At 62.0% G+C, this 21,625-nt stretch carries 21 protein-coding genes and 1 pseudogene; 12 read left to right on the top strand and 10 right to left on the bottom strand.

Annotated features, from left to right (window positions below; translation table 11 throughout):
- Nucleotides 1-42 precede the first annotated feature (42 nt).
- A complete protein-coding gene (locus E4K64_RS20525) occupies nt 43-495 on the top strand; it encodes a hypothetical protein (RefSeq protein WP_126259938.1) in 453 nt (150 codons plus the stop codon).
- Nucleotides 496-523: 28 nt separating this feature from the next.
- The gene (gene ppk2 / locus E4K64_RS20520; protein WP_135165140.1) at nt 524-1,324 is read left to right on the top strand and encodes a polyphosphate kinase 2; all 801 of its coding nucleotides are present in this window, start codon (nt 524-526) and stop codon (nt 1,322-1,324) included.
- Between the two features lie 72 nt (nt 1,325-1,396).
- Here the strand turns inward: ppk2 and E4K64_RS20515 are convergent, their stop codons facing one another.
- The 5 genes and pseudogenes from E4K64_RS20515 to E4K64_RS20495 all read right to left on the bottom strand — a co-directional run bounded on the left by E4K64_RS20515 (nt 1,397) and on the right by E4K64_RS20495 (nt 7,499).
- Nucleotides 1,397-1,831: a hypothetical protein gene (locus E4K64_RS20515; RefSeq protein WP_126259941.1), complete on the bottom strand. Its 435-nt coding sequence runs from the start codon at nt 1,829-1,831 to the stop codon at nt 1,397-1,399.
- A 32-nt stretch (nt 1,832-1,863) separates the two neighbouring features.
- Nucleotides 1,864-3,564 (bottom strand): aspartate:alanine exchanger family transporter, encoded by a 1,701-nt coding sequence (locus E4K64_RS20510; protein ID WP_135165139.1) that lies wholly within the window; start codon nt 3,562-3,564, stop codon nt 1,864-1,866.
- A 19-nt stretch (nt 3,565-3,583) separates the two neighbouring features.
- Entirely contained in the window at nt 3,584-6,337 is a 2,754-nt protein-coding gene (locus E4K64_RS20505; RefSeq protein WP_135165138.1) for a decarboxylase, read from the bottom strand.
- A gap of 145 nt (nt 6,338-6,482) precedes the next feature.
- Nucleotides 6,483-6,689, bottom strand: a pseudogene (locus E4K64_RS20500) (SulP family inorganic anion transporter); the annotation flags it as partial.
- Nucleotides 6,690-6,821: 132 nt separating this feature from the next.
- A complete protein-coding gene (locus tag E4K64_RS20495; RefSeq protein ID WP_135165137.1) occupies nt 6,822-7,499 on the bottom strand; it encodes a YoaK family protein in 678 nt (225 codons plus the stop codon).
- 135 nt (nt 7,500-7,634) lie between these two features.
- Between E4K64_RS20495 and E4K64_RS20490 the strand changes: the two genes are divergently transcribed.
- The 4 genes from E4K64_RS20490 to E4K64_RS20475 are packed head-to-tail and all read left to right on the top strand — an operon-like array spanning nt 7,635 to nt 11,424.
- Nucleotides 7,635-9,323 carry an aspartate-alanine antiporter-like transporter gene (locus E4K64_RS20490; protein ID WP_135165136.1) on the top strand — a complete coding sequence of 563 codons (1,689 nt, stop codon included), beginning with the start codon at nt 7,635-7,637 and terminating at the stop codon, nt 9,321-9,323.
- A 10-nt stretch (nt 9,324-9,333) separates the two neighbouring features.
- Nucleotides 9,334-10,221 (top strand): alpha/beta hydrolase family protein, encoded by an 888-nt coding sequence (locus tag E4K64_RS20485; protein ID WP_135165135.1) that lies wholly within the window; start codon nt 9,334-9,336, stop codon nt 10,219-10,221.
- A gap of 31 nt (nt 10,222-10,252) precedes the next feature.
- Entirely contained in the window at nt 10,253-10,834 is a 582-nt protein-coding gene (locus E4K64_RS20480) for an invasion associated locus B family protein (protein WP_135165134.1), read from the top strand.
- Between the two features lie 41 nt (nt 10,835-10,875).
- Nucleotides 10,876-11,424, top strand: a complete 549-nt coding sequence (locus tag E4K64_RS20475) for a hypothetical protein (protein ID WP_135165133.1) — start codon at nt 10,876-10,878, stop codon at nt 11,422-11,424.
- A gap of 133 nt (nt 11,425-11,557) precedes the next feature.
- Here E4K64_RS20475 and E4K64_RS20470 read toward each other — a convergent pair whose 3' ends face one another.
- Together E4K64_RS20470 and E4K64_RS20465 are read right to left on the bottom strand one after the other, a co-directional pair.
- Nucleotides 11,558-11,932, bottom strand: coding sequence for a response regulator transcription factor (locus E4K64_RS20470; protein WP_135165242.1), 375 nt, complete (start codon nt 11,930-11,932; stop codon nt 11,558-11,560).
- Between the two features lie 186 nt (nt 11,933-12,118).
- Nucleotides 12,119-12,754 (bottom strand): response regulator transcription factor, encoded by a 636-nt coding sequence (locus E4K64_RS20465; protein ID WP_135165132.1) that lies wholly within the window; start codon nt 12,752-12,754, stop codon nt 12,119-12,121.
- A 239-nt stretch (nt 12,755-12,993) separates the two neighbouring features.
- On the opposite strand from E4K64_RS20465, the gene E4K64_RS20460 reads away from it, so the two are divergent.
- Nucleotides 12,994-13,674: a helix-turn-helix domain-containing protein gene (locus E4K64_RS20460; protein WP_135165131.1), complete on the top strand. Its 681-nt coding sequence runs from the start codon at nt 12,994-12,996 to the stop codon at nt 13,672-13,674.
- Nucleotides 13,675-13,919: 245 nt separating this feature from the next.
- On the opposite strand, the gene E4K64_RS20455 is transcribed toward E4K64_RS20460, so the two are convergent.
- The 3 genes from E4K64_RS20455 to E4K64_RS20445 all read right to left on the bottom strand — a co-directional run bounded on the left by E4K64_RS20455 (nt 13,920) and on the right by E4K64_RS20445 (nt 17,946).
- Complete coding sequence (locus tag E4K64_RS20455) at nt 13,920-14,426, bottom strand: potassium channel family protein (RefSeq protein WP_135165130.1); 507 nt, start codon at nt 14,424-14,426, stop codon at nt 13,920-13,922.
- A 139-nt stretch (nt 14,427-14,565) separates the two neighbouring features.
- Nucleotides 14,566-15,429 carry an alpha/beta fold hydrolase gene (locus tag E4K64_RS20450; RefSeq protein WP_135165129.1) on the bottom strand — a complete coding sequence of 288 codons (864 nt, stop codon included), beginning with the start codon at nt 15,427-15,429 and terminating at the stop codon, nt 14,566-14,568.
- Nucleotides 15,430-15,438: 9 nt separating this feature from the next.
- Entirely contained in the window at nt 15,439-17,946 is a 2,508-nt protein-coding gene (locus E4K64_RS20445) for an alpha/beta hydrolase (RefSeq protein WP_135165128.1), read from the bottom strand.
- Nucleotides 17,947-18,078: 132 nt separating this feature from the next.
- On the opposite strand from E4K64_RS20445, the gene E4K64_RS20440 reads away from it, so the two are divergent.
- From E4K64_RS20440 to E4K64_RS20420, 5 genes are all read left to right on the top strand, one after another.
- On the top strand, nt 18,079-19,005 hold the full coding sequence (locus E4K64_RS20440) for an alpha/beta fold hydrolase (RefSeq protein ID WP_135165127.1): 927 nt from the start codon (nt 18,079-18,081) through the stop codon (nt 19,003-19,005).
- The gene (locus E4K64_RS20435) at nt 19,002-19,610 is read left to right on the top strand and encodes a hypothetical protein (RefSeq protein ID WP_135165126.1); all 609 of its coding nucleotides are present in this window, start codon (nt 19,002-19,004) and stop codon (nt 19,608-19,610) included. Before E4K64_RS20440 ends, E4K64_RS20435 begins: the two co-directional genes overlap by 4 nt.
- A gap of 81 nt (nt 19,611-19,691) precedes the next feature.
- The gene (locus E4K64_RS20430; RefSeq protein ID WP_135165125.1) at nt 19,692-20,339 is read left to right on the top strand and encodes a CoA transferase subunit A; all 648 of its coding nucleotides are present in this window, start codon (nt 19,692-19,694) and stop codon (nt 20,337-20,339) included.
- 4 nt (nt 20,340-20,343) lie between these two features.
- Nucleotides 20,344-20,994: a 3-oxoacid CoA-transferase subunit B gene (locus E4K64_RS20425; protein WP_135165124.1), complete on the top strand. Its 651-nt coding sequence runs from the start codon at nt 20,344-20,346 to the stop codon at nt 20,992-20,994.
- A gap of 13 nt (nt 20,995-21,007) precedes the next feature.
- A complete protein-coding gene (locus tag E4K64_RS20420) occupies nt 21,008-21,466 on the top strand; it encodes a MaoC family dehydratase (protein ID WP_135165123.1) in 459 nt (152 codons plus the stop codon).
- Nucleotides 21,467-21,625: the final 159 nt, after the last annotated feature.

Below are 21,625 nucleotides of genomic sequence, written 5' to 3'. Positions count from 1 at the left end.
AGCGCATAAGTGGACACACACCCAAAGCAGGGAGCCGTCAGCATGTCCGGCCTCGATGATCTCATTCCCAATGCCACTCAGATTCGGAAGGAAGCAGCCCTCAAGGAGGCCGAGAAAGCCGACGCGTACGCGCGCGCCGCTGCGGCCGCCGAGGCCGAGAAGCGCGCCCTGATCGAACGGCTCAGTAAACCCTCCGGCAAGACCGAGGAGGAGAAGATCAAGCTGGCCTCGACCATCATCCAGCGTGCGGTGAGGAACGGCCTGACCGAGGTCCAGGTCTATCGTTTCCCCAACACGCTGTGCACCGACAAGGGTCGGGCTATCAACCAGATGGAAAAAGGCTGGGAGGACACGCTCACCGGCATTCCCAAGGAGATATTCCAGCTCTGGACCGACTACCTTAAGCCGCGCGGCTATCGCATCGCGTATCAGATCATCGACTTTCCCGGCGGCGTACCGGGCGATATCGGCATCGTCATCTCCTGGGGGGATTGAGTGCCGCTCGAACTGGTGAGAGGACCGGATGGCAAAGGACGAGCCCGCGGAGCGGATGAAGCGGAAGGACTATGAGAAGCAATTGGAGAAGCTCCAGATCGGGCTTTGCCATCTTCAGGAATGGGTCAAGGCCCAGAAACTAAAGGTGATCATCATCTTTGAGGGCCGCGACGCCGCTGGCAAGGGCGGAACGATCAAGGCATTGACCGAGAAAGTGAGCCCCCGCGTATTCCGCGTCTGCGCCCTGCCCGCGCCCTCCGACCGGCAGAAGTCCCAACTCTTCATGCAACGCTATATCGAACAATTTCCGGCCGGAGGCGAAATCGTAATCTTCGACCGCAGCTGGTACAACCGCGCGGGCGTTGAATATGTCATGGGCTTCTGCTCGCCCACCGAGCACAAGCGTTTCCTGGAATTGTGCCCTCTGGTCGAGAAATTCGCGGTCGACGCCGGCATCGTCCTGATCAAGCTGTGGCTGGAGGTCGGGATGGAGGAACAGGAGCTTCGCTTCCAGGCCCGCATCGAGGATCCGCTGCGGCAATGGAAGCTGAGCCCGATGGATACCGAGTCGTTCGGCCGCTGGTACGACTATTCCCGCGCGCGCGACATGATGTTCGAGGCGACCGACACCAAGCATGCGCCGTGGCGACTGATCCGCTCCGACGACAAGCGGCGCGCGCGCCTCAACGCTATCTCGCATATCCTGCAGACCATTCCCTACAAGAAGATCAAGCGGGAGAAGGTCAACCTGCCTTCGCGGTCGCATAAGGGACGCTATAACGACCAGGCCAGCCTGCGTGGGCTGAAATTCGTTGAAGAGCGATACTGAAACGCCTGGATCCCGAAATGAAAACGGGCTGCGGTGGCGCGGCCCGTTTTGTTGTGAGCCCGTTTGCTCTGCCTATTTCAGACGGATCGTGACGCCGCCGACCGCAGCCGAGACTTCCGCCCCGATTTTCGGACCACTGAGTTGAAGAATCACGCCATTGGCGTTCTGCAGCTGCACGGCACCTGCACCCGCTGCGACAGCCCCGCCTGCTCCGCCCACAGCGTAGGAACCTTCAATCGATGCCGGCCCTCTGAGATTGAGGGCCCGACCCACGAACTTGGTCGTGGAGGCACCGATTGTGAAGCCCACGCTCATGCCAGAGACAGTGAACGGATACTTCTTGCCCCGGTACAGCAACACGCCCTCGCCGCCACCGACGCCGACGATGAAGCCGCCCTTGGTGAACACGACGGCGACCTGGCCGGTGTCGGCACGCGATGGCGTGCTGAAACCGGCAACGACGGCAAGCGAGGTAGCCAGGACGGCGCCGATAGCAAGCTTTCTCATGATGTCACTTCCCCTATTGATTGTCGCGCCGCTCATTGAGCCAGGATCATTGCGAAATAGCCGAACACAGTGAGCAGGATGCCAGAGACGGCATAGGCGACCGGGAATCCGATCCAGGGTACCGTGCTCTGGATTTCTACCGCCGCTTCACGACATGGCCCGGAATGCGACCGAGCGCCGGCAACGCCGCCCATCAGCACGGCCGGGTTGATCTTGAAGACATGGAAGCCGATCGCCCAGACGATGAACGGAGGGATCGTGCAGGCGATGAAGCCGGCGATGAATATCTTCAAGGCAATCGCGCCGGTGAGTTGCGCCAGCAGTCCGGCACCGGCATTGATGCCGACGATGGACACGAAGACGACGAGCCCGAGATCCTCCAGCACGTTGCGCGCCGCGTTCGGCGTGTTGCCGAAGAAGCGCAACCGCGACACGACCGAAGACACGATCACGCCGGACAGCAACAGGCCGCCGGCATTGCCGAGGCCGATCTTGGCACCGAATGCGGGGAATTCGATCCGGCCGATCAGGAATCCGAGGATCATGCCCACGGCCAGCGTCAACAGGTCGGTCGACGTGTTGGTCCGCGCAATGCGTCCCCACATTTCGCCGAGCTCATTGACGGCCGACTTGAGGCCGACCACCGAGACGATGTCCATCCGCTGCAGTTCGGTCTTGAGACCGGCGGCCAGAGGCACACCACCACGCTCGACCTTGGTGACCTGCAACTGGCCGGCGATCGCCGTGTCGCGGAAGGATTCAAAGGTCCGTCCGACCATCTCCTTGTTGGTGACAAGAATATCCGCCTGATCCATGGGAATGCCCAGCGCCGCGGTATCGGCCACCTCGGGCCCGATCAGGCCCATCTTGTCGGTGAGATGCTCGGTCGTGCCGCCGAGCGCGACGACGTCGCCCTTTTGCAGCACCAGATCGGGATCGGCTCCCTGTGGCTCGCCGCCGCGCGCCACGTTGACGATGCGGTACTCCGGATGGATCGAGCGGAACTTGGCGATGCTCATGCCGACCTGCGCCGGATTTTCCAGTCGATAGGCACGCAGACCAAACTGCCGATAACCGGTCAGGCCGCCGCCCTCGAGATCCTTGACGCCGAAGTCCTTCTCGTACTTTTTCGCCGCCGCCTTGGCATCGATGCCCCACCAGCGCGGCAGGTATTTGCAAATCAGGATGATGCCGACGGTACCCCAGATGTAGGTGATACCGTAGGATAGCGCGATCATGCCCGTTGCATCCTCGGGCTTCATGCCCTCAGGGAGCTTGACGACACCCGAGGTGATGGCCTGTTCAGCCGAGCCGATCGCAGCCGACATGGTCTGCGAACCCGCCAACATGCCGCCGGCGGCGCCGGTCGGGAGATCGAAAAGCTTGGCGAAGATGACGACCAGCGCGAGGCCGATAACGCTCGACACCACCGCCAGGAACACGAACTTGATGCCGTCTCCCCTCAAACTGTTGAGGAAGGAAGGCCCGACCCGCAAGCCGACACCGTACATGAAGAGATAGTAGAACAAGCTCTTGGTGAAATTGTTCAGCTCGAGCTTCACGCCGTAGCTCGAAGACCATACCGCAAGCCCGGCGCCCACGACGATGGCACCGGCGACCATACCGAGGCCATAGCCCTTGATGCTGGCCCGGCCGATATAAACGGCGAGCCCGACGACGAAGAACAGCAACAGATACGGATTCTGCTGCAAGAATGTAAAGAACGGCTGCATGTTCGTCCCCTCTAACGGATTATGACGCGGCCTTGAGCTTCGGCGTTGCCGTCGGCTTTGGTCTGCCGAGCTTCGCCAAGGCTTCGGTGCGCACCAGCTTCAGCCCCTCCTTGGCGTCGTAGCCATGGATCTCCTTCACATCGAGCTTGCGCATGAAGTCGATCGTCTCCTGGGTGATGACCTGCCCCGGCACCATGATCGGGAAGCCCGGGGGATAGGGAATCACGAAATTGGCGGAGACGAGCTCGGGCCCGGCCTTCAGCCGCCGGTCGATCTCGGGATCGTTGAGGCGAATGTGCTCACAGCCCACCACGTCATAGGCCGCGTAGAAGCCGCTGCGGATGTCGCCTTCATTGGTCTTGGTGCCGGCATCGCCGCGGAAGCTCGGATGGAAATGCGAGAAGTTCGGCAAGTCAGGCACGTCGGTCATCAAGCTCTTGACCCGGGCTTCGAACGTCTTCTTCGCGTTGGCGCCGCCTTGCGCGAGTCCGCGATCGACCTCGCCCGCGATCTCGGCCAGGACGCGGATCAGATGCGCGACGTCGCTGCGGGTGTTGTTGATGTTGGACTGCACCAGCACCGAATTGCGTGAGGTCTTGTTGACCTGGATGTTGTACTCGTTGGCGAGGATGCCCTTGAACTGGGTGCCGTCGTAGCCCGCCGTGCCGCACACCAGCGTCATCCGGGTCGGATCGAGGCAGAACTCGTCCTCGTCCAAACTCTTCAGCGTATTCGCCCAGTTGACGCCCGGTGCGAGATAATCGGTGAAACCGCTCTGGCGGTACTGCGCCGGCACCATGACATCGGCGCCAAGAATGCGGAAATACTTCGAGAGCAGCGGGTTGTTGTTGACGGCGTGGCGGATGGCGAGCGCGATCTCCATCGCATTGGCGACGAGGCCATACCCTTCCAGCTCCATCTGACGCCGCGAGATGTCGAGGCTGGCGATGAGCTGCTGGTTCGGGCTTGTCGAGGCGTGAGTAAAGACGGCCTCCTTGAACTGCTGCTCGACCGTGTGGAATTCGACGTCCTTGACCGAGAGCATGGAACCCTGCCGGATCGCCGACATCGATTTGTGGGTCGAGTTGGTCTGGTAGACGCGCAACCGGATCTGGCGCGGATCGGGAATCAGCCGCGTCTTGAGCAGCACTTCATCCGACGGACTCTTGCCGAGCTCGGCCTGCTGCTTCTCATAGGCCGCGACCGACTTCGGATCGTGCATCCAGGTCTCGATCTCGTTGGCGGCCCCCATGGCTGTGCGCCGGCGCAGGAAGGGCGAGAAGCGCGCGAAGCCGAACCAGGCTTCATCCCACAAGAAGATCAGGTCGGGCTTGATGGCGAGGCATTCCTCCATCACTCGGCGGGTGTTGTAGATGTGGCCGTCGAAGGTGCAGTTGGTGAGGTCCAGCATCTTGACCCGCTCAAGCCGGCCGTCGGCCTTGGCGCTGAGCAGCGCCTGCTTGATCGTCTTCAACGGCACGGCGCCGTACATCGAATATTCGGTCATCGGGAAGGCTTCGACGTAGAGCGGCTGAGCGCCGGCGAGCACCATGCCGTAATGATGCGACTTGTGGCAGTTGCGGTCGACAATCGCGATGTCACCCGGCGCAAGCAGCGCCTGCACCGCCATCTTGTTCGAGGTCGAGGTGCCGTTAGTCACGAAGAAGACACGATCAGCGCCGAGCGCGCGCGCTGCCTTCTCCTGCGCCTTCTTGATGTTGCCGGTCGGCTCCAGCATGCTGTCGAGGCCGCCCGTGGTCGCGCTGCTCTCGGCCAGGAACAGGTTCGGGCCGTAGAATTCGCCCATGTCACGGATCCAGTCCGACTTGAAGATCGATTTGCCGCGGGCGATCGGCAGCGCGTGGAACGTGCCGATCGGGCGCTGCGCGTACTTCTTCAGATTGTCGAAGAACGGCGTGTCGTAGCGATCCTGGATGCCTTCGAGGATCGACAGATGCAGCTCCAGAAGTTCTTCAACCGAATAGAAGATGCGGCGGACGACGCTGGCTTCGGGGTTGCCGGCGAGCTCCTCGACGTCGCGATTCGAGATCATGTAGAGATCAAGCTCGGGCCTGACACGCTTGATGATCTGGGCAAGCCGCAGCGCGGACGCGTCGGACTCGTCGTTGAGGCCCGCCGTGGCCGTGATCGAGCGGAGCACCGGCGCGTTATGCCGCGAGCGCAGTCCAAATCCCTCGTTGATGATGACGGCGCCGATGTTGGGATTGAGCATCGTCGCACAGAAGGCGTCTTCGAGGCTACCGACGATGACCGGCTCATAAATGAAAGCATCGACCGGGCGCCGCAGCTTGCGCCATTCGGCGGCGAGCGCCGGCCATTGGCCTGGAGATACCCCGGTGACGATCAGGGTCTCGAAATAGGGCCTGCGTGTCGTATGCGCGCCAAAGGTCGGTGGGACCAGTTCGGGCACATCGCCATTGCCTTCGTCCTTCGCGCTCCAGTCGCCGGCATGCTGGCGGAAGGATCGCGTCGCCAACGCCTGGGTGATCCGGGTCGCAAGGGCAAGCGATGTTGCCCCATCGCCGGCGGCCGCCGCTTCACGCAGCGCCGCCATCAATTGCAGGCCGGGATAGCCGTGAAACTCCTCGGTGACCGAGAGATCTGCCAGTGCTGCGTCGTATTTTGCTCGGTCGCCGCCGCGAGCCCACGCCTTCGCAGCGTCGACAAGATCACGCCAATCGTCGGCCCGTGCCCCCGGGCCCGAAAAGAACTGATCAATACGCTTCTGTGTGGGCTTGGCGTCTTTGGACATGCGACTCTCCCGATCCCTGAGGCGAAGGTTGATGAGAGGATCGTGGGTGCGGCGCCGGATGCACTATTGATCCAAGTCAACGGTCGCGCGCATTCTGAGCAGGCCGCGATCGCTGCGATGCCCGTTGCATCGCAACACGGAGTCGCTATGGCGTTCGCCTGCTCGAAGCGTGCTGGTCGTCGCCCAAAACGGCATCCAGCGATCGCAGCCATTGGCCGCTGTCGGTCTTCTCAGCCAATCCTTCCGCCCGCAGCAGGTCCCGCAATTGCGCATGCGCGCCGTCGATGCAGAAGCTGGCGTGGCGGAGCGCGAGCTCATCGTTGAGGTCGCGCAGCATGCGCGCGCCAGCAAGGCACCGCGAAAGCTGCGAGGCTTGCGATCTGCGCATAGCGCGCCGCATGTCCGCCAGCGAGGATGCCGACGCTGGCGGCAATCATCAGAGAGATCGCAGACGTCGGACAACCCCGGTCGGGCGGGGCCTTCATCACGTCGCCTCGCGATGCGGCGTCTCGCACCGCAGCAGGACGATCAGCAGCGCGACCACGGGAATGCCGAGCGCGAGATCGGGAATGCCCTTGGTGGCGAAGGCGCCGACGGCTGCGCCGAAGCCGAACACCGCGCAGAGAGCGAAGAAGATACCGGACCGGCGCAACGTCCCTGGCGCCGCGCCTCCGGACGCAACCGCAAAAATCGTCTCGATCGCCTGGCGCATGTTGCCGGTGATCATCACCGTGCTGCAATTCGTGCCCTCGACCTTGCTAAAGGCCGCGGCCTGCATGGCTGCGACGACCGATATGCCGAGCGTGCCGGCGAGATCCGGCAGCCGGTTATGCAGGATGCCTATCGCGATCAGCAACAGGATCTCGAGCAAGGTGCTGATCGCGCCGGCTCGCTCGCCGACGATGCGGCGCAGCCATGCCGCGATCACGATTCCGACCGCAAACGCCAGGATCGGAGGCACGAAGTGAAGTGCCTTCGGCCAGTCGCCTGCGGTCGCATAGACCCAGAGGAAAATCAGGTTGGCGGTCTGGGCGTTCGCCATCACGCCGTGGATGATCCAGGTATAAGCGTCGATATAGCCGCCGGCAAAGGCGAGCAGCAGAACGATCTCGACCGTCTCGTCGCGGCGGATAGCGCCAGAGGCGACCTCCATAATACTCATGGCGGCAATGCGGGCTGGGGCAGGTTTCGCATGACGTGATTGGCCGCGCCTTGTCGCCGGCAAGGCTTGATCTGGATCAAGCAACCGTCCGCGGTCACCAATCAAATCGGTGGCAGCTGCCCGGGGAATGCGATCATGGATACCGTCAGGTGGATCATCACCGCCGCACCGGAAATCTTTCTGTTGCTGGCCATCGCAATCGGCACCCTGCTCGGGCGGATCAGGTTGCGCGGTTTCGCGATCGGCACCACAGCCTGCATTCTGATCGTCTCAGTCCTGATCGGGCAACTCGGGACCTTCACGTTCCCATCCCTGCTTCGCGTGATCCTGTTCAGCCTGTTTGTGTTCACGATCGGCTACCGGTCCGGACCGGAATTCTTTGCTTCGCTCAGCATGCGGACACTGGCGCAGGTTGCCATGGCGCTTGTGCTCGGAGGCACGGGGCTTGCCATCGTGCTCGCGTTTGCCTTCAGCTTCCAGCTCGATCCCGGCACTGCATCCGGCATCGCGGCCGGTGCACTGACCCAATCCTCGGTGATCGGAACCGCATCCGGCGCGCTGGCTCAACTTGGCCTGCCGAGCGACGTGTTGAAGCAGCAGGAAGCCAATATCGCCGCCGGCTATGCCGTGACCTACGTGCTTGGCTACATCCTCACCCTGCTCTTCGTGCCGTTTGTCGCGCCGAAACTGATGAGGGTCGACCTGAAAGCCGAAGCGAAGAAGCTGGAGGCGGAACTTTCGGGCGGTGAAGCGCCGCAAACCGAGAACTTTGCCTACCGAAAGTTCCAGGCCCGTGCCTATCTCGTCTCGACCGCAGCGGGCCGAACCGTCAAGTCGCTCGAGGAAGACCTCGGCAGCCGCACTGTCGTCGAGCGCATTGTCCGCCAGGGCCTGGACGTCGAGCCTCATCTGGATACAACGCTCGAAGCCGGGGACAACATCGTCATCACGGGACGAACCGCCGCCATCGTTGCAGCCAGGCCGATCATCGGCGCCGAGATCGACGCGGACGAGATCCTCAAGGCGATCCCCGGCAACGTGGTCGAGGTGCTGGTCGACAACCGCCAGCTTCACGGGCGCTCCATCAAGAACGTGGCCGAACGCGTTGGCGGCAATGCGCGCGGCGTGTTCCTGCGCGCATTGACCCGGATGGGCCGCGAAGTGCCGCTGAGCCCCGATACGCGGGTCTATGTCGGCGACGTCATGACCCTGGTCGGCAGCACGCGCAACATCGAGCGGGCTGCCGCCAATGTCGGCCAGATCCTGCGCGCCGGCGACCGCACCGATGTCGCCTTCCTTGCCACCGGGATCGCGGTTGGCCTGCTTGCGGGCCTCGTCAGCGTCAAGATCGGCAGCGTCGCACTGACGCTCGGCGGCGGCGGAGGCGCGCTGATTGCGGGTCTGGTCTGCGGGTGGCTCCGCTCGCGCCGTCCGACCATGGGCGCGCTGCCACCCGCCGCGCAGCAGATATTGAGCGATATCGGTCTCGGCGGCTTCATCGCCGCCATTGGGCTTGGCAACGGCGCCGCCGCCTGGGCCGCGATCCAGGCGCATGGGATGCTGCTGGTCGGTATGGGCCTTGTCATTACGCTGGTGCCGCTGATCGTCGCGACGCTCTTCGCCCGCTACGTGCTGCGCATGAATCCGGTCGTGACGTGCGGTGCACTGGCCGGGGCCATGACCGTCGATGCCGCGGTCACTGGCGCATGCGAGGTCGCCGAGAGCCAGACGCCTGTGCTCGGGGTTGCCGTGCCTTACGCGGTCGGCAACGTGGTCCTGACCGTGCTCGGTCCAATCATTGTCGCAGCCACCTACACTGGCTGAGGGAGCGCTCATGCGTCCTGTTCACCTGTTGCGCTGGCTGACCGCAGTTCTCGTGGCCATCGCCGCGGCACCCACCGCCCGTTCCGCTGATACGACGGAGGCAATCCGCATCCAGGAAGAGATCTGGGCTCTGCCCCTGCCCTTGCCGATGTTCGCCTATGTCGTCCGGCCGGTCGGCAATGGTCCCTTCCCGCTGGTGATCATGAACCACGGCGTCGTGCTCGATGCGAAGGAACGCAGCTTTTTCCCGCTGGTGGAATTCCGTGATGCAGCGAAATGGTTTGCCAAACGGGGCAACATGGTGGTGGCACCAGTCGGTTCGGGCTACGGTGCGGCAGCGATCGACATACCCGAGCGCGCGGTGTTCGGACCGTTCTTCTCCAAGATCGGCAAGTGCAGCAACCCCAATTTCCATGACGCGGGTCTTGCCGTCGCTCAAGTCGATCTCTGGATCATCGACTACCTGGCAGCCGAAAAGCGCATCGTGCCGAAGGACGTCATCGTCGTCGGACAGTCTGCCGGTGGCTGGGCCTCGATCGCGCTATCCAGCGTCAACCCGCCGCAGGTCAGGGCGATCATCATTTTTGCCGGAGGCCGCGGCGGCCGCGTCGGCGGCAGACCGAACAACAATTGCGCGCCCGACAAGCTGGTCGAAGCGACAGCTGATTTTGGCCGGACGTCGCGGGTGCCGATGCTGTGGATCTATATCGAAAACGATACATTCTTCGGCCCCGACCTGTCGAAGCGAATGCATGAGGCCTTCACCGCGGCGGGTGGCAAGGCCGAGTACCATTTGGTGCCGTCGTTCGGCAGCGAAGGACATTTCCTGATTGGCTCACCTGACGCGATTCCGATCTGGTCGCCGCTGGTGGCGAAATTTCTCGACGCGCAGAAATAAGCGCGCAAGCGCCGATCCGAGAGGTGGATTCATGACCAATGCTAGCCATTGCCTGTCGGTCCTGTTGATGGCCCTGCTTGCCATCCCTGCGGTCCCTGGCATCGCCTCGGCAAAACGGAACCCCCAAACCGCCACGACCGCCGAAGCCCCACGTGGTCAGCGCGAGGCAAAGGACATCACCTACGGCGATTGGAAAAAGCTCTGCTTCAAAGCGGGTGGCGCGCCCCTGCTTTGCCGGACGTCGATCACCGGCAGCTTTGCGACCGGACAGCTGGCAGTGCGCATAGACCTGATCGAGCGCGAAGGAGACAAGAAGGCGCGATTACAGATGTTTGTCCCTGTTGGCATGTACCTGCGGCACCCAGCCAAGCTGAGCGTCGATCAGGGCGGCACCTACCAGGTGCCGTATAGCTGGTGCCTGACCAATGCCTGCATAGCCGCGGATGTTGCCGACCCGAAGCTCATCAAGGAGATGGAATCCGGAACGAGGCTCGTGCTGGAGGTCGTCGATTCCAATCTTCTGAAACTGACAACCGCTCTGCCGTTGGCAACGTTTGCGTCCGTTCGCAACGGTGCGCCGGCGCAGACGCTGGAGCAAGATCTCGAGGAATAGCCAGACCGGCAGCTCGCGGCGCGTTTGCACGGATCTTCATCGTGTTCACTTCGTTGCCATCGACAAGCTGCGTGCAAATCGCAGCAAGCATCGCGACGAGCTACAGGCGGCACGGCGGCGATTTGTCAATCAATCGTTCCGGCGAATCAGGCCGGCTCTTGATTCATATCAATCGTTGCCTCACCGCTTCGAAATCAACTGTCGTCGATGTCACCTCCAGACGGGAGATTAGCATGCGGTTGTGGGTCATAGCGGCTGTCATCAGCCTTACGCCGGTTTCGGCTTTCGCCGTCTCCGACTGCCGAGTCACGGGCAATCCATCTGTATTCGGTGTCGACATGACTGCCTATGTCGCAATCAAGTCCGGCGAAACATGCAATTTCCCGATCCGAATTCCAGGCATAATGAACAACGCGGGCGTTGCCAGCAAGCCTGCACACGGGATGCTGAAACAGGTCAACATAACGACTTTCAGATACACCGCGAAATCCGGATACAGAGGCAATGACACCTTCGCGATATATGGCGAAGGGAAAGGTCCGTTCGGCTCGGGCAGATCGGTCATCACAGTGAACGCAACCGTCGAATAGCGGTGAAGAAGCGTGCGTCGGCAATCAAGCGATACAACGCGACCATACAATGTCGTTGGGTTGCGATGCGCTACGGCAGCTTGCGACCGACTAAGTGGCCGTCGTGCAGCAGGCGATTTTGCGTCTTCTGTTCCTAACCTAATCCCGAGCGGACCCGCTCGATCGACTCGATCAGTGACTGCGCCGTGAAGGGTTTGGTCAGGTAAGCAACGCAGCCCGACTCGACGGCAGTCGAGCGGTGCGCCGGGCTGTCGTTCCCGGTAACATAGATCACCGGTGTGGTGACCCCCTCTTCCAACAGGTGACGGCGCAGATCGATTCCCGACCGGTGGCCCAGATTGATGTCAATGACCAGGCAGATTGCGTTGCTGAAATCAACGTGGCCGAAGAGGGCCTCTACGGAGTCGAACAAAAGCACGCCAAATCCATGAGCTCGGAGCAATCGCCCGATGCTCATCCGCATAGACGAGTCGTCATCAATGACGAGAACGGACTTGCTTCTCGGCAAAATGAAAAGCCCTTTAGATACCAACTGACATCATAGGCCTTCCATCCATCAGCGGCGCGGGGATCGCGAGGCCTGACACGGTCAATCTCGAAAAACGCTGTGCGTTCCAAGGAACACCTTGTCGCAAATCTTTTATATTGTACCTTGGAACACGGCTGTCTCGATGAGGCAGAGCTACTGAAATACCTACGGGCTCGCTGCGTTGGCGTTCGCTTCGAGCAGCCCAAGGCGTTCCGCGATGGAAACCAGTTCCGCCAGCGACCGAGCCTGCATTTTCTCCATCACCTGGTGACGGTGCGCCTTGATGGTTCGCTCGGTCGTTCCAAGATCGTAGGCGATCTGCTTGTTGATCTTGCCGCGCACGATCAGGTCGAAGACCTGGCGCTCCCTTGGCGTCAGCAGGCCTAGCAGGGCACGCAGTCCATCGAGCTTGTCGCGCAGACCGCGAGCTTGGGATTGGTTCGCCAGCGCACGCTCGATCGCATCGATCAATTGCGCGGACGAGACAGGCTTGGTCAGGAAATCCTCGGCGCCGGCCTTGATCGCCCGCACGGTCGTCGGGGTATCGGCATGGCCAGTGAGAAAGACGATGGGAAGCGATGACCCCTGCTCGAGCAGGCGGCTCTGAAGCTCAGGTCCACTCAATCCCGGTATTTGCACGTCGAGCAGGATGCATCCCTGCTGTTCGTTTCTGGGCAGGCACTCCAGCAGATCCAGAGCCGATGCATAGGTCGCCACTTCAAACCCGGCAAGCTTCAGCCGCCGCTCGATTGCCGTCCGAAAAGATGCGTCGTCATCCACGACGTAGACGAAGCGAGACAATTCCGAACTCCCGATAGCGAAAACTTTCGGCAAAACAAATTTCCAATTAACAACAACCCCTGCTTCTCATTCCGTGCACGAGATTGCGCGGCCTGTCCTTTGGTACAATGTCCGTTGGGACAATGTGAGAAACCTCACCTTTATCGTAGATAAACCTGGAGGCGTGAGTATTACCCCTCAATTCTCATAATGGAATACCTGACTAAGACCAATTCGCGATCGGCGTTGAGGAGTTGGCCATGTTCGTACGCACGACCGATCCGCTCCCCCGCCCTAATTCGCTCCGCGCCCTGGGAATGAGCAGCGGTTCAGACCCAATTGTCCGCCTGAACGAAATTACATACAAAAAGGGCAAAGAGATCTATGGCGAGAAGGAGCCTGCCGAATACGTCTACCAGGTCAAGACCGGTGCCGTGCGAAGTTATAAGTTGCTATCGGACGGCCGGCGCCAGATCGGTGCATTTCACCTCGCCGGAGACATTTTCGGGCTTGAGAACGGCACGACGCACCGTTTCACCGCGGAGGCCGTCGTCGATACGACAGTACTCCTGATCAAACGGCAGAGCCTGGAGACGGTCGCCGAAAGCGACGCCATGGTTGCCAAGAACCTTCTCGGCATGACCACGACCAACCTCCAGCATGCGGAAGATCACATGCTGCTGCTTGGACGCAAGACGTCGCTGGAGCGGGTCGCCGCTTTCCTGATTGAGATGGACAAGCGGCTAACGGCCGCAGGCGTGCTGGCGCTGCCAATGTCGCGGCGCGATATTGCCGACTATCTTGGCCTGACGCTGGAGACGGTGTCGCGAGCCATCTCGCACTTGCACGAACTCGGAGTGCTCGGCTTCGTTGGGAACACGCAGCGCCAGATCATATTGCTCGACCGTCATCAGCTCGCGAGCCTCGATCTACAGCCCTGAAACGCTTCAAACACCGATTGGGTAACGCGCGCCGCTCCATCAGGAATGGTGTCTGGCTGCCGAGAAACAGCGATACCAGCAGGACCAGGAAGGCATAAAAGGCGACCTGCAAGCTTCGCGCGCTCCTTCTCCGAGAGCCCCTTCGTTCTGTCGAAAAAGATGAAGGCCAGCCCATACGGATTGATGATTGCAAACAGCGCCCCGACGCCGAACAGGAAATCGGCCCCCACCGCGATGCTGCGAGTTCAGGCATGTGGGCTCAGGTCGTCTGTTGCGCCGCGGCCGAGCATGGGTGCATCGGGTTGGCGAGAGCCCGAAGCAGGCATGTCAATCAGCCCGACGTGATCGAGTGTCTTGCGCAGGACCTCGAACAAGATCGCCGCCGACCACCCAAACAGCAGGACGCCGTTCATGGCGGTCAATGGACCCATCAGCCGCCATTCGGGCACCGGCGTGATGTCGCCGTAGCCGAGAGTGGTGTAGTTGACGAAGGCAAAATAGAGCAGATCGCTGCCGGGTGCGGCGGCCCGGACGAGGCCGTACGTCCACGCCCACACCAGGATCTCCACCGTGTGCGCGACCTTCAACACCGCAGCCGTCGCGATCATCACGCCCATCAGGTGCAGCCTGGGTCTCTCGGTTCGCCGCAGCCCTGCGCTGCGGGCAATTCCAACCGCAACGATCGTGACAAGCGCGTGAAGGCCGATATTGACCGCGCTTACCGAGCCACCGACCAGCAACTGCAACAGCATAATGATCGACCAGACTTCAAACGTGCATAGCGGGTTTGCCCATGGCTCTTGCCTGGTCGGTCATCGCTCGCGCGTGGCTCTGCAAGAGCTCGGGCTGATGACCATTGTTCATGACAAGCCTCCTTCCAGAGCTGGGTGATTACGCGCGAAGGCCTCCAAACCAGGCACCGAAATAGCCGGCATACAGAGCCGGTACTTCAACATTCATCGAGTGCCCGACACCGGGCACGACCACGAGCCGGCAGTCCGGCATCGCCTCGGCCATGATGCGGAGATCGGCCGGAGGAATCCAGCCGTCCCGCTCGCCCCACAGGACCAGGTGCGGATGTCGGATTTCCGCCATGCGCCGCTCCAGTTCGCGGCTTGCTTTCTCCTTGGTCAAATTGACCGGCGTACCGATCCAGACTCCCTCCGAGACACCGAAGGTCTGCTCGATGATCCGATCGAAGAGCGCCTGACACTCCCCAAGGCCCGCGCGAAAGCGCGGAATTGCGTTGGCGGCCATGCTTTCCGGAACGAACAGCGAGGACGCCGCCGTGGCCATGACGGTCCGCGTCAGCTCCTTGCTTGCCATCATGGCGCGGAAGACGCCAATCTGGTCGTCGCTAAATGACATACCCAGCGGCGTTACAGGATCGAGCGCGAAGACGCGGCCGAACCGCCGCGGCTGCATCAGCAGCATCCGCGCGGCGATGATGCCACCGGTCGAATGGGTTGCCAGGTGACAATACCGAATGTCGAGCGCATCAAGCGCCGCCAGCATGTCGTCAGCGTGCTGCTGCATCGCGTAGTTGGAATAGTCAGCCGTAGGCGCTGGCCGATCGCTGTCGCCGCAGCCGCGCCAATCGATCCCCACGACGCGGAGATCGCGGGGAAAGAGCGGTGCGGCGAGCTCGATCCAGTCTTTGCTGGCGAGATTGCCGTGGACGAAGACGACGGTGACATCGCCTTCTCCCCACTCCCGCCAGCCCAGCTGGACCTCGCCCGCCTGCACTCTCGGCATCGGTCTATCCTATTTGTTCAAGCCGGCCGTCGGCGCCGCGCCCGGCGGCGTCGGCGCCACCGGCAGGGCCGAGACCACGGCCCCCTTTATCATGCGGTCTGTGCCGAGGGGGGACGAGGTGTCCACGGTGCCTTTGGTGACGAAGTCCACCACGTCGGCAGAATATTCGACCGGATTGTCCGTGTGGATGAAATGACCTGTCTCCGGATAGACCTTCAGCATCGGTCGGTTGCCCGCATTGGTCATGCGGGTCATGAACGGCGTGATGACGTCGCGTCCGAGGTCCGTCAGCCCGTTAAAGGCAGGCGTCGGGATGAACGGCTCCTTGTCGCCGAAGGCCAGGAAAATCGGCGCCTTGATCTGCGTAAGCCGCTCGTAGAGGTTCTTCGGATCATCCTGCTGGAGCTCGGCCCCGATCGTGTAGACGTCGAAGATGAAGACGTTGCACCACTGCTCGAGCTCCTTCGGGTTGCCCTTGGTCAACCCGACGCGCTGCTCGGTGTGGAAGCGGGCATATTCGCTGTCGCCGAAGAAGTAGCCGCTCTTGGCCGCGGACACGGCGTTGGTGTCGGGGTCGCGCTTCTTGAAGTAGAAGAAGTCGCGGATGTTCTGCTCGTTCCGCGCCTTCTCGGCGGCCAGGATCCCGGTCTGGTCCCAGGCCTGCTTCCACTTCTCGAAGTCACGGCCGAAGGCGTCGTCGAACAGGCGCGCCTTCTTGTCCTTGGCGATGGTGATGTCGCGCGGATATTCCTCAAGGCCGGACGGCGCTTCCAGGGCGAGCCCCTGCACCGCATCCGGCCACGTCAAGGCGTAGCCCATGACGAACTGGCCCCCGAGCGAATGGCCGAGGTAGTAGGCCTTCTTGACGCCGAGCTGGTTGACCACGAGGTCGTAGATGACCTCGCGCATATCCTGCATGGTGCGTGCCGGGCTCTTGTCGAGATTGCCGGGTCCGGACATGCCGTAATGCGGCAGATCAGGCACGATGACGCGAACTCCGTTGCGCAGGGCATACTGCATGACGTTGCCGTAATGCCCGCCGAACGCACCCTTGCCATGGATGATGACAAGCGCCTTCGGGTCCCTGTCGGTCCCCGCATATTCGTCCATGTAGCCGATCTGCCAGGTGGTGCCGTTCTTGTCCTTCGCGTTGGCGTATTTCACCGGATAGGGATAGGTCACGAAGTCCTTCCAGAAGGACTTGCTCGGGTCGATCTTCTCGGCCACGCCAGGCACGCGATAGTTCTTGTCGACGAACTTTTGTGCACGATCGAGCGCTGCGACGTCGTCCATGAAGGCGACGAATTTCGGATCGTTCTTGCGCTGGTTGATGATCGGGAAGACGCCGTAATGGGCGACCGGGCTTTCCTGCGCGATGAGGTCCGCGCCGGGCACGCGATCGACAGCCTTCTCGGCCAACTTGAAGTTCAGCCAGAGGTCGTTGGTGATGTGCATCACCAGCGTCCGCGCCTGGATGCGGCCGAGATAAGGATTGACGTTGTGCGTCTCGCCAACCCGGTTGCGCCAGACGAGATCGACCGCGTCGTAGAGCTTGGCACGATTGGTGACGTTCAAGCCGGCCTTCTCGTTCGGCGAGTCCCAATAGAAAATTTCGGGCTGGACGGCAGCCCAATTCTGGCTCGTGCGGTAGGCGAAGTCATACCCCGTCATGCCGAGGATTGACCAGCCGAACGCCACGCCGGGAACCGGATGCTTCTCCTTGGGCAGCTTGTAATAATCGCCCTTGCTCGCCTGCCACACCGGATCGGATTCGATCGCCGCCGTCATCATCTGGAAGGTCCAGTTGCCGACGGGGTCGTCGCCGTCCGACTGCGTGGTGCCGCCAATCGGCATCAGCGCGTTGATGTATTCCGGATGCATGACGCCCCAGACATAGGTCTGCGTGCCACCCATGGACACGCCGGTCACCAGCGCGACGCGCGCAACCTTCAGCTCGTCGCGCAGCAGGCGGTAATTGGCCTGCACCATGTCGTAATAGCTGTATTGCGGGAACTTGATGCCGAGGCCGTCGGACGGCTTGCTTGCGCCCCAGGTACCGAGCGGATCGACCATGATCACGTAATAGCGGTCGGTATCGATCGGCCGGCCCGGGCCAATGATCGGCACGCCGCCCGAGAGCGGTGCGCCCTTGACCCACTGCTCGTACATGTCGGTGGAGTCGCCCGAATAATAGGAGTTGATGACGATCGCATTGGTGATCTCGCCGGCGGCGTTGCGGCGTGCATTGCCGATCGCGATGTAGCCGGTCCGCAGCTTACCGCCGCCGAGCGATTCCAGCGTGACGCCGCCTTCACCGCCGCTCTCCCATTTGGACGGATTGGCGAGATCGTACTTTCCCCCGAGGCGGAAGTTGGAGATCTCGTAGGACTTCTTCAAACCATCGTGCTGCATCTGCGACGAGCGCCGCGTGAAGGGCTGGGCAACGGCAAGGGCCGTGCCGACCAGCAGCAAAACGAGGGTGACGAGGCAATGCCTCAGAGCGCCTCTCCCGGACATGACGTATCCCTCCCGATGATGTTTCTTGCGAAAACGCTAGGTGGGGCGACATGGGGAGGCTTGATCTAACTCAATGGAATCCTCTTCCGAGGATTGAGGATAGCGCGACAGAACATCTGGCTGGTTTTCCCAATGCCTTTCCTCGATCACGGCTCATATCGGATACGCTATGAGCTGGAAGGGCCGGCCGGCGCGCCCACCTACGTCCTCGTCAACGGCCTGACCCAGTATGCCGAGTTGTGGGCCGCCTACCGCGATGCACTCGTGGCCCGACATTTTCGCGTTGCGACATTCGACCTGCTGGGGCAAGGCGGGTCCGACAAGCCTGCCCTCTTCATCAACCAGGATGACCAGGTTACGGCACTTCGTCTCCTTATCGACGAACTCGGCGACGGACCGGTCTTCCTCAGTGGCATCAGCTTCGGCGGCCTGATCGCGCTGCGTTATGCCATCGCGCATGGCAAGCGTCTCTCCGGCCTGGTGCCCATGAGCTGCTTTGCGGAACTCTCACCGCAATTGCTGCTGATCGGCAATGCTTTGCGCACCGGCCTCATTCTCGGCGGCACCGGCTATCTCCAGGATCTGCTGCTGCCCATGAACCTGTCCGACCAATGGTTGACGCCGCTCCTGGACAAGCTCGACAGCGTCAAGCGGCAGGGCTGGCTCGTCAACGACGTCTACGCGCTTCAGAACCTGATGGAATCTTTCCTCGACTTTCAGCCACTGACGCCGCAGCTCTCGTCGATCTCCGTCCCGACCATGATCCTCAACGGCGAGTTCGACTTCCTGACGCCGCGGCCTCTGCATGAAACGCTTAGGGTTGAAATTCCGGACAGCGCATTGGTGATCATTCCGAAGGCGTATCATGCGTTTACGCTTGAAAGAGGCGCACTCACGGCCGACCTGCTGGCACGCTTCGCCGAGAACGTGCTGGCCGGGCACTGGCAGGGCAACAAGGCAGTCTGGATCGCCCCGGAAGACCCGGGCGGCGAGCTTACACCGTTCCCGGCCGGCTACGATCATCTGCGTGCCATCCCGGTGCAGAGGGTGTCGGCATGAGCGGATTCTTCGGCCCGCTCGATTCCGAGGGCCGCGTGCCGCCGAACCAGCAGACGCGCGTCGCGGCCTTCCTGATCTCGGCCCATGGGGCGCTGGCGCGCCAGTTCGCGTTCACTCTGCCCTTGAAGCTCGACACCGCCTGGCAGACCGAGCTGAACGCACAGTTCTACCGTGAGGCCGAGATCGTCTCGCTTCTGATGCGCGCGACGGCATGGGTGCCTGATCTTGCCCTGGGTTATATGGTTGTATCCTGGGAGACCGCCTGGCTTCCCGCACCGATCGAAGGGATTGCGGATCGTTCTCTTGCCGGCGCGATCCACCTCGCGACGCTCGCACACGCAGTACATGCCGGCATCCGGCCGGCGGCCCTGTTGCCGGTGAACGCCAAGGCCGACGACCCCTTTGTCATGGCGCTGCGCCGCATCGAATTCGAGAGCGGCCGGCTACTGCAAGGCCAAATCCTGTTCCTGAAGGGTCCCGAGCTGATGCCCTTGCGCGATGCCGTGAGCGCGGCTCTCGAAAAGCGCCACGCCGGCGTGCGCAAGCTCTGGCGGGAAGCGCTGGAAAGCGTCGGTATCACGTTCACGAATGATGCGGAGCGTTGACGCAGATCAAAGGACCGGAGCGACCGCCGACCAACATTCCCGCACCGCCGCCTTCGACGCGCCCCGACCGGAGTTTCAATCATGAAGGCCGTCTCCATCGAAGAAGCCGTTGCCATGATCCCATCGGGCGCGACCGTCATGGTGGGCGGGTTCATGGGCGTCGGAACGCCGGAGCGACTGCTCGACGAGATGGTCCGGCAGCATAAGACCGGCCTGTCCCTGATTTCCAACGACGCAGCGACGCCAGGTAAAGGTGTCGGCAAGCTGTTCGAGGCTTCGCTGGTCTCCCGATTGACCGCGACCCATATCGGCCTCAATCCGAAAGCGCAGCAGCAGATGCTGGCGAACCAGATCGCCGTCGATCTCGTGCCGCAAGGAACCTTCGTCGAACGCATTCGCGCCGGCGGATGCGGCCTGGGCGGCGTCCTGACACCGACGGGCGTCGGCACCCTGGTTGCAGAGGGCAAGCGCCAGATCGAGGTCGACGGCAAGCCGTTCCTGCTCGAGACCGCATTGCGGGCCCAGTTCGCGCTGGTGCACGCCTTTCTCGCTGACTACCTCGGCAATCTCGCTTATGCGCTGACGTCGCGCAACTTCAACCCGATCATGGCGATGGCCGCCGACACCGTGATCGTGACGGCGGAGCACATTGTGCCCGTCGGCGTCATCGCGCCCGACCACGTCGTGACGCCGGCACCGCTCGTCGACTACCTCATTGCGAACGGGTGACATCATGGATCCGCAGATCGTCATCGCCCGCCGCGTCGCCAGGGAGCTGAAGAGCGGCGACCTCGTCAATCTCGGCATCGGAATTCCGACGCTGGTTGCGAACTACGTGCCCGCCGATCTCAAAGTGTTCTTTCAGTCGGAGAACGGCCTCATCGGCACCGGTCCGATTCCGGAGCAAGGCATGGCGCATCCGACACTGACCGATGCCGGCGGCCGCCCGATCAGCGCACTGCCGGGGGCTTCGGTCTTCGACAGCGCGATGTCGTTCGGGTTGATCCGTGGCGGCCATGTCGACGTCACCGTACTCGGCGGGCTTCAGGTCGACGCGCACGGCCATCTCGCCAATTGGATGATTCCCGGCAAGATGGTGCCGGGCATGGGCGGCGCGATGGACCTCGTCACTGGCGCCAAGCGGGTCATCGTCGCCATGCAGCACGCCGCCAAGGGCAAATCGAAGATCGTCAAGCAATGCAATCTGCCCCTGACGTCAGCACGGCAGGTCGACCTGGTCGTGACCGACATGGCCGTGATCGGTTTCCCCGAGGGCAGGGCCACCCTGCTGGAGACCGCGCCCGGCGTCAGCGTCGGCGAGGTCCTGGCGGTGACGGAGGCCGAGCTCGTCGTGCCCGACAACGTTGCGGAAATGAAGCTCTGACGAGGCCACGATCATGCGGATATTCAGCGACTTCAACGAAATCAAATCGGCCGTCGGCACCGAGATCGGAGCCAGCGACTGGGTTGAGGTGACGCAGGACCGGATCAACCAGTTCGCGCAAGCGACTTGCGACGAACAGTGGATCCACGTCGACCAGGAGCGCGCGGCCAAGGAGATGCCCGGCGGAAAGACCATCGCGCACGGCCTGCTCTCGCTCGCACTCGCGCCGCTCTTCATCCGCTCGGTCATCGGTCTGAAGGGGCTGCGCAACACGCTCAACTACGGCGCTGACCGGATCAGATATCTCGCGCCGGTGCCGGCGGGGTCAAAGCTGCGTGGCCGCGTCACCGTGGCGGAGACCGAAGACGTGCCGCCGGACGGCTTGCGTGTGAACTACCATCTCGTGATCGAGATCGAGGGCGGCAAGAAGCCCGCTTGCGTCGCCGAGCTGATCGCCCTGCACTATCGCTGAGCAAAAAAAGCGAAAACAACCCCATGCACAGTAGGCTGGGGCTTGAAGTCATTACGTTTTTCGGTCGGCGACAGTCAGCCAGAAAGACGGTTGCTCCGTCGGGCAAAACACCGACATAGGTGGCATGATCAGTCCCTCGTCTCCGAGACTGCCGGACGC

This window comes from Bradyrhizobium frederickii (assembly GCF_004570865.1).
GTDB classification, from domain to species: Bacteria; Pseudomonadota; Alphaproteobacteria; order Rhizobiales; family Xanthobacteraceae; genus Bradyrhizobium; species Bradyrhizobium frederickii.
The sequence above is the reverse complement of the archived record's forward strand: the minus strand, read 5'-3'. Positions and strand labels throughout refer to the sequence as shown.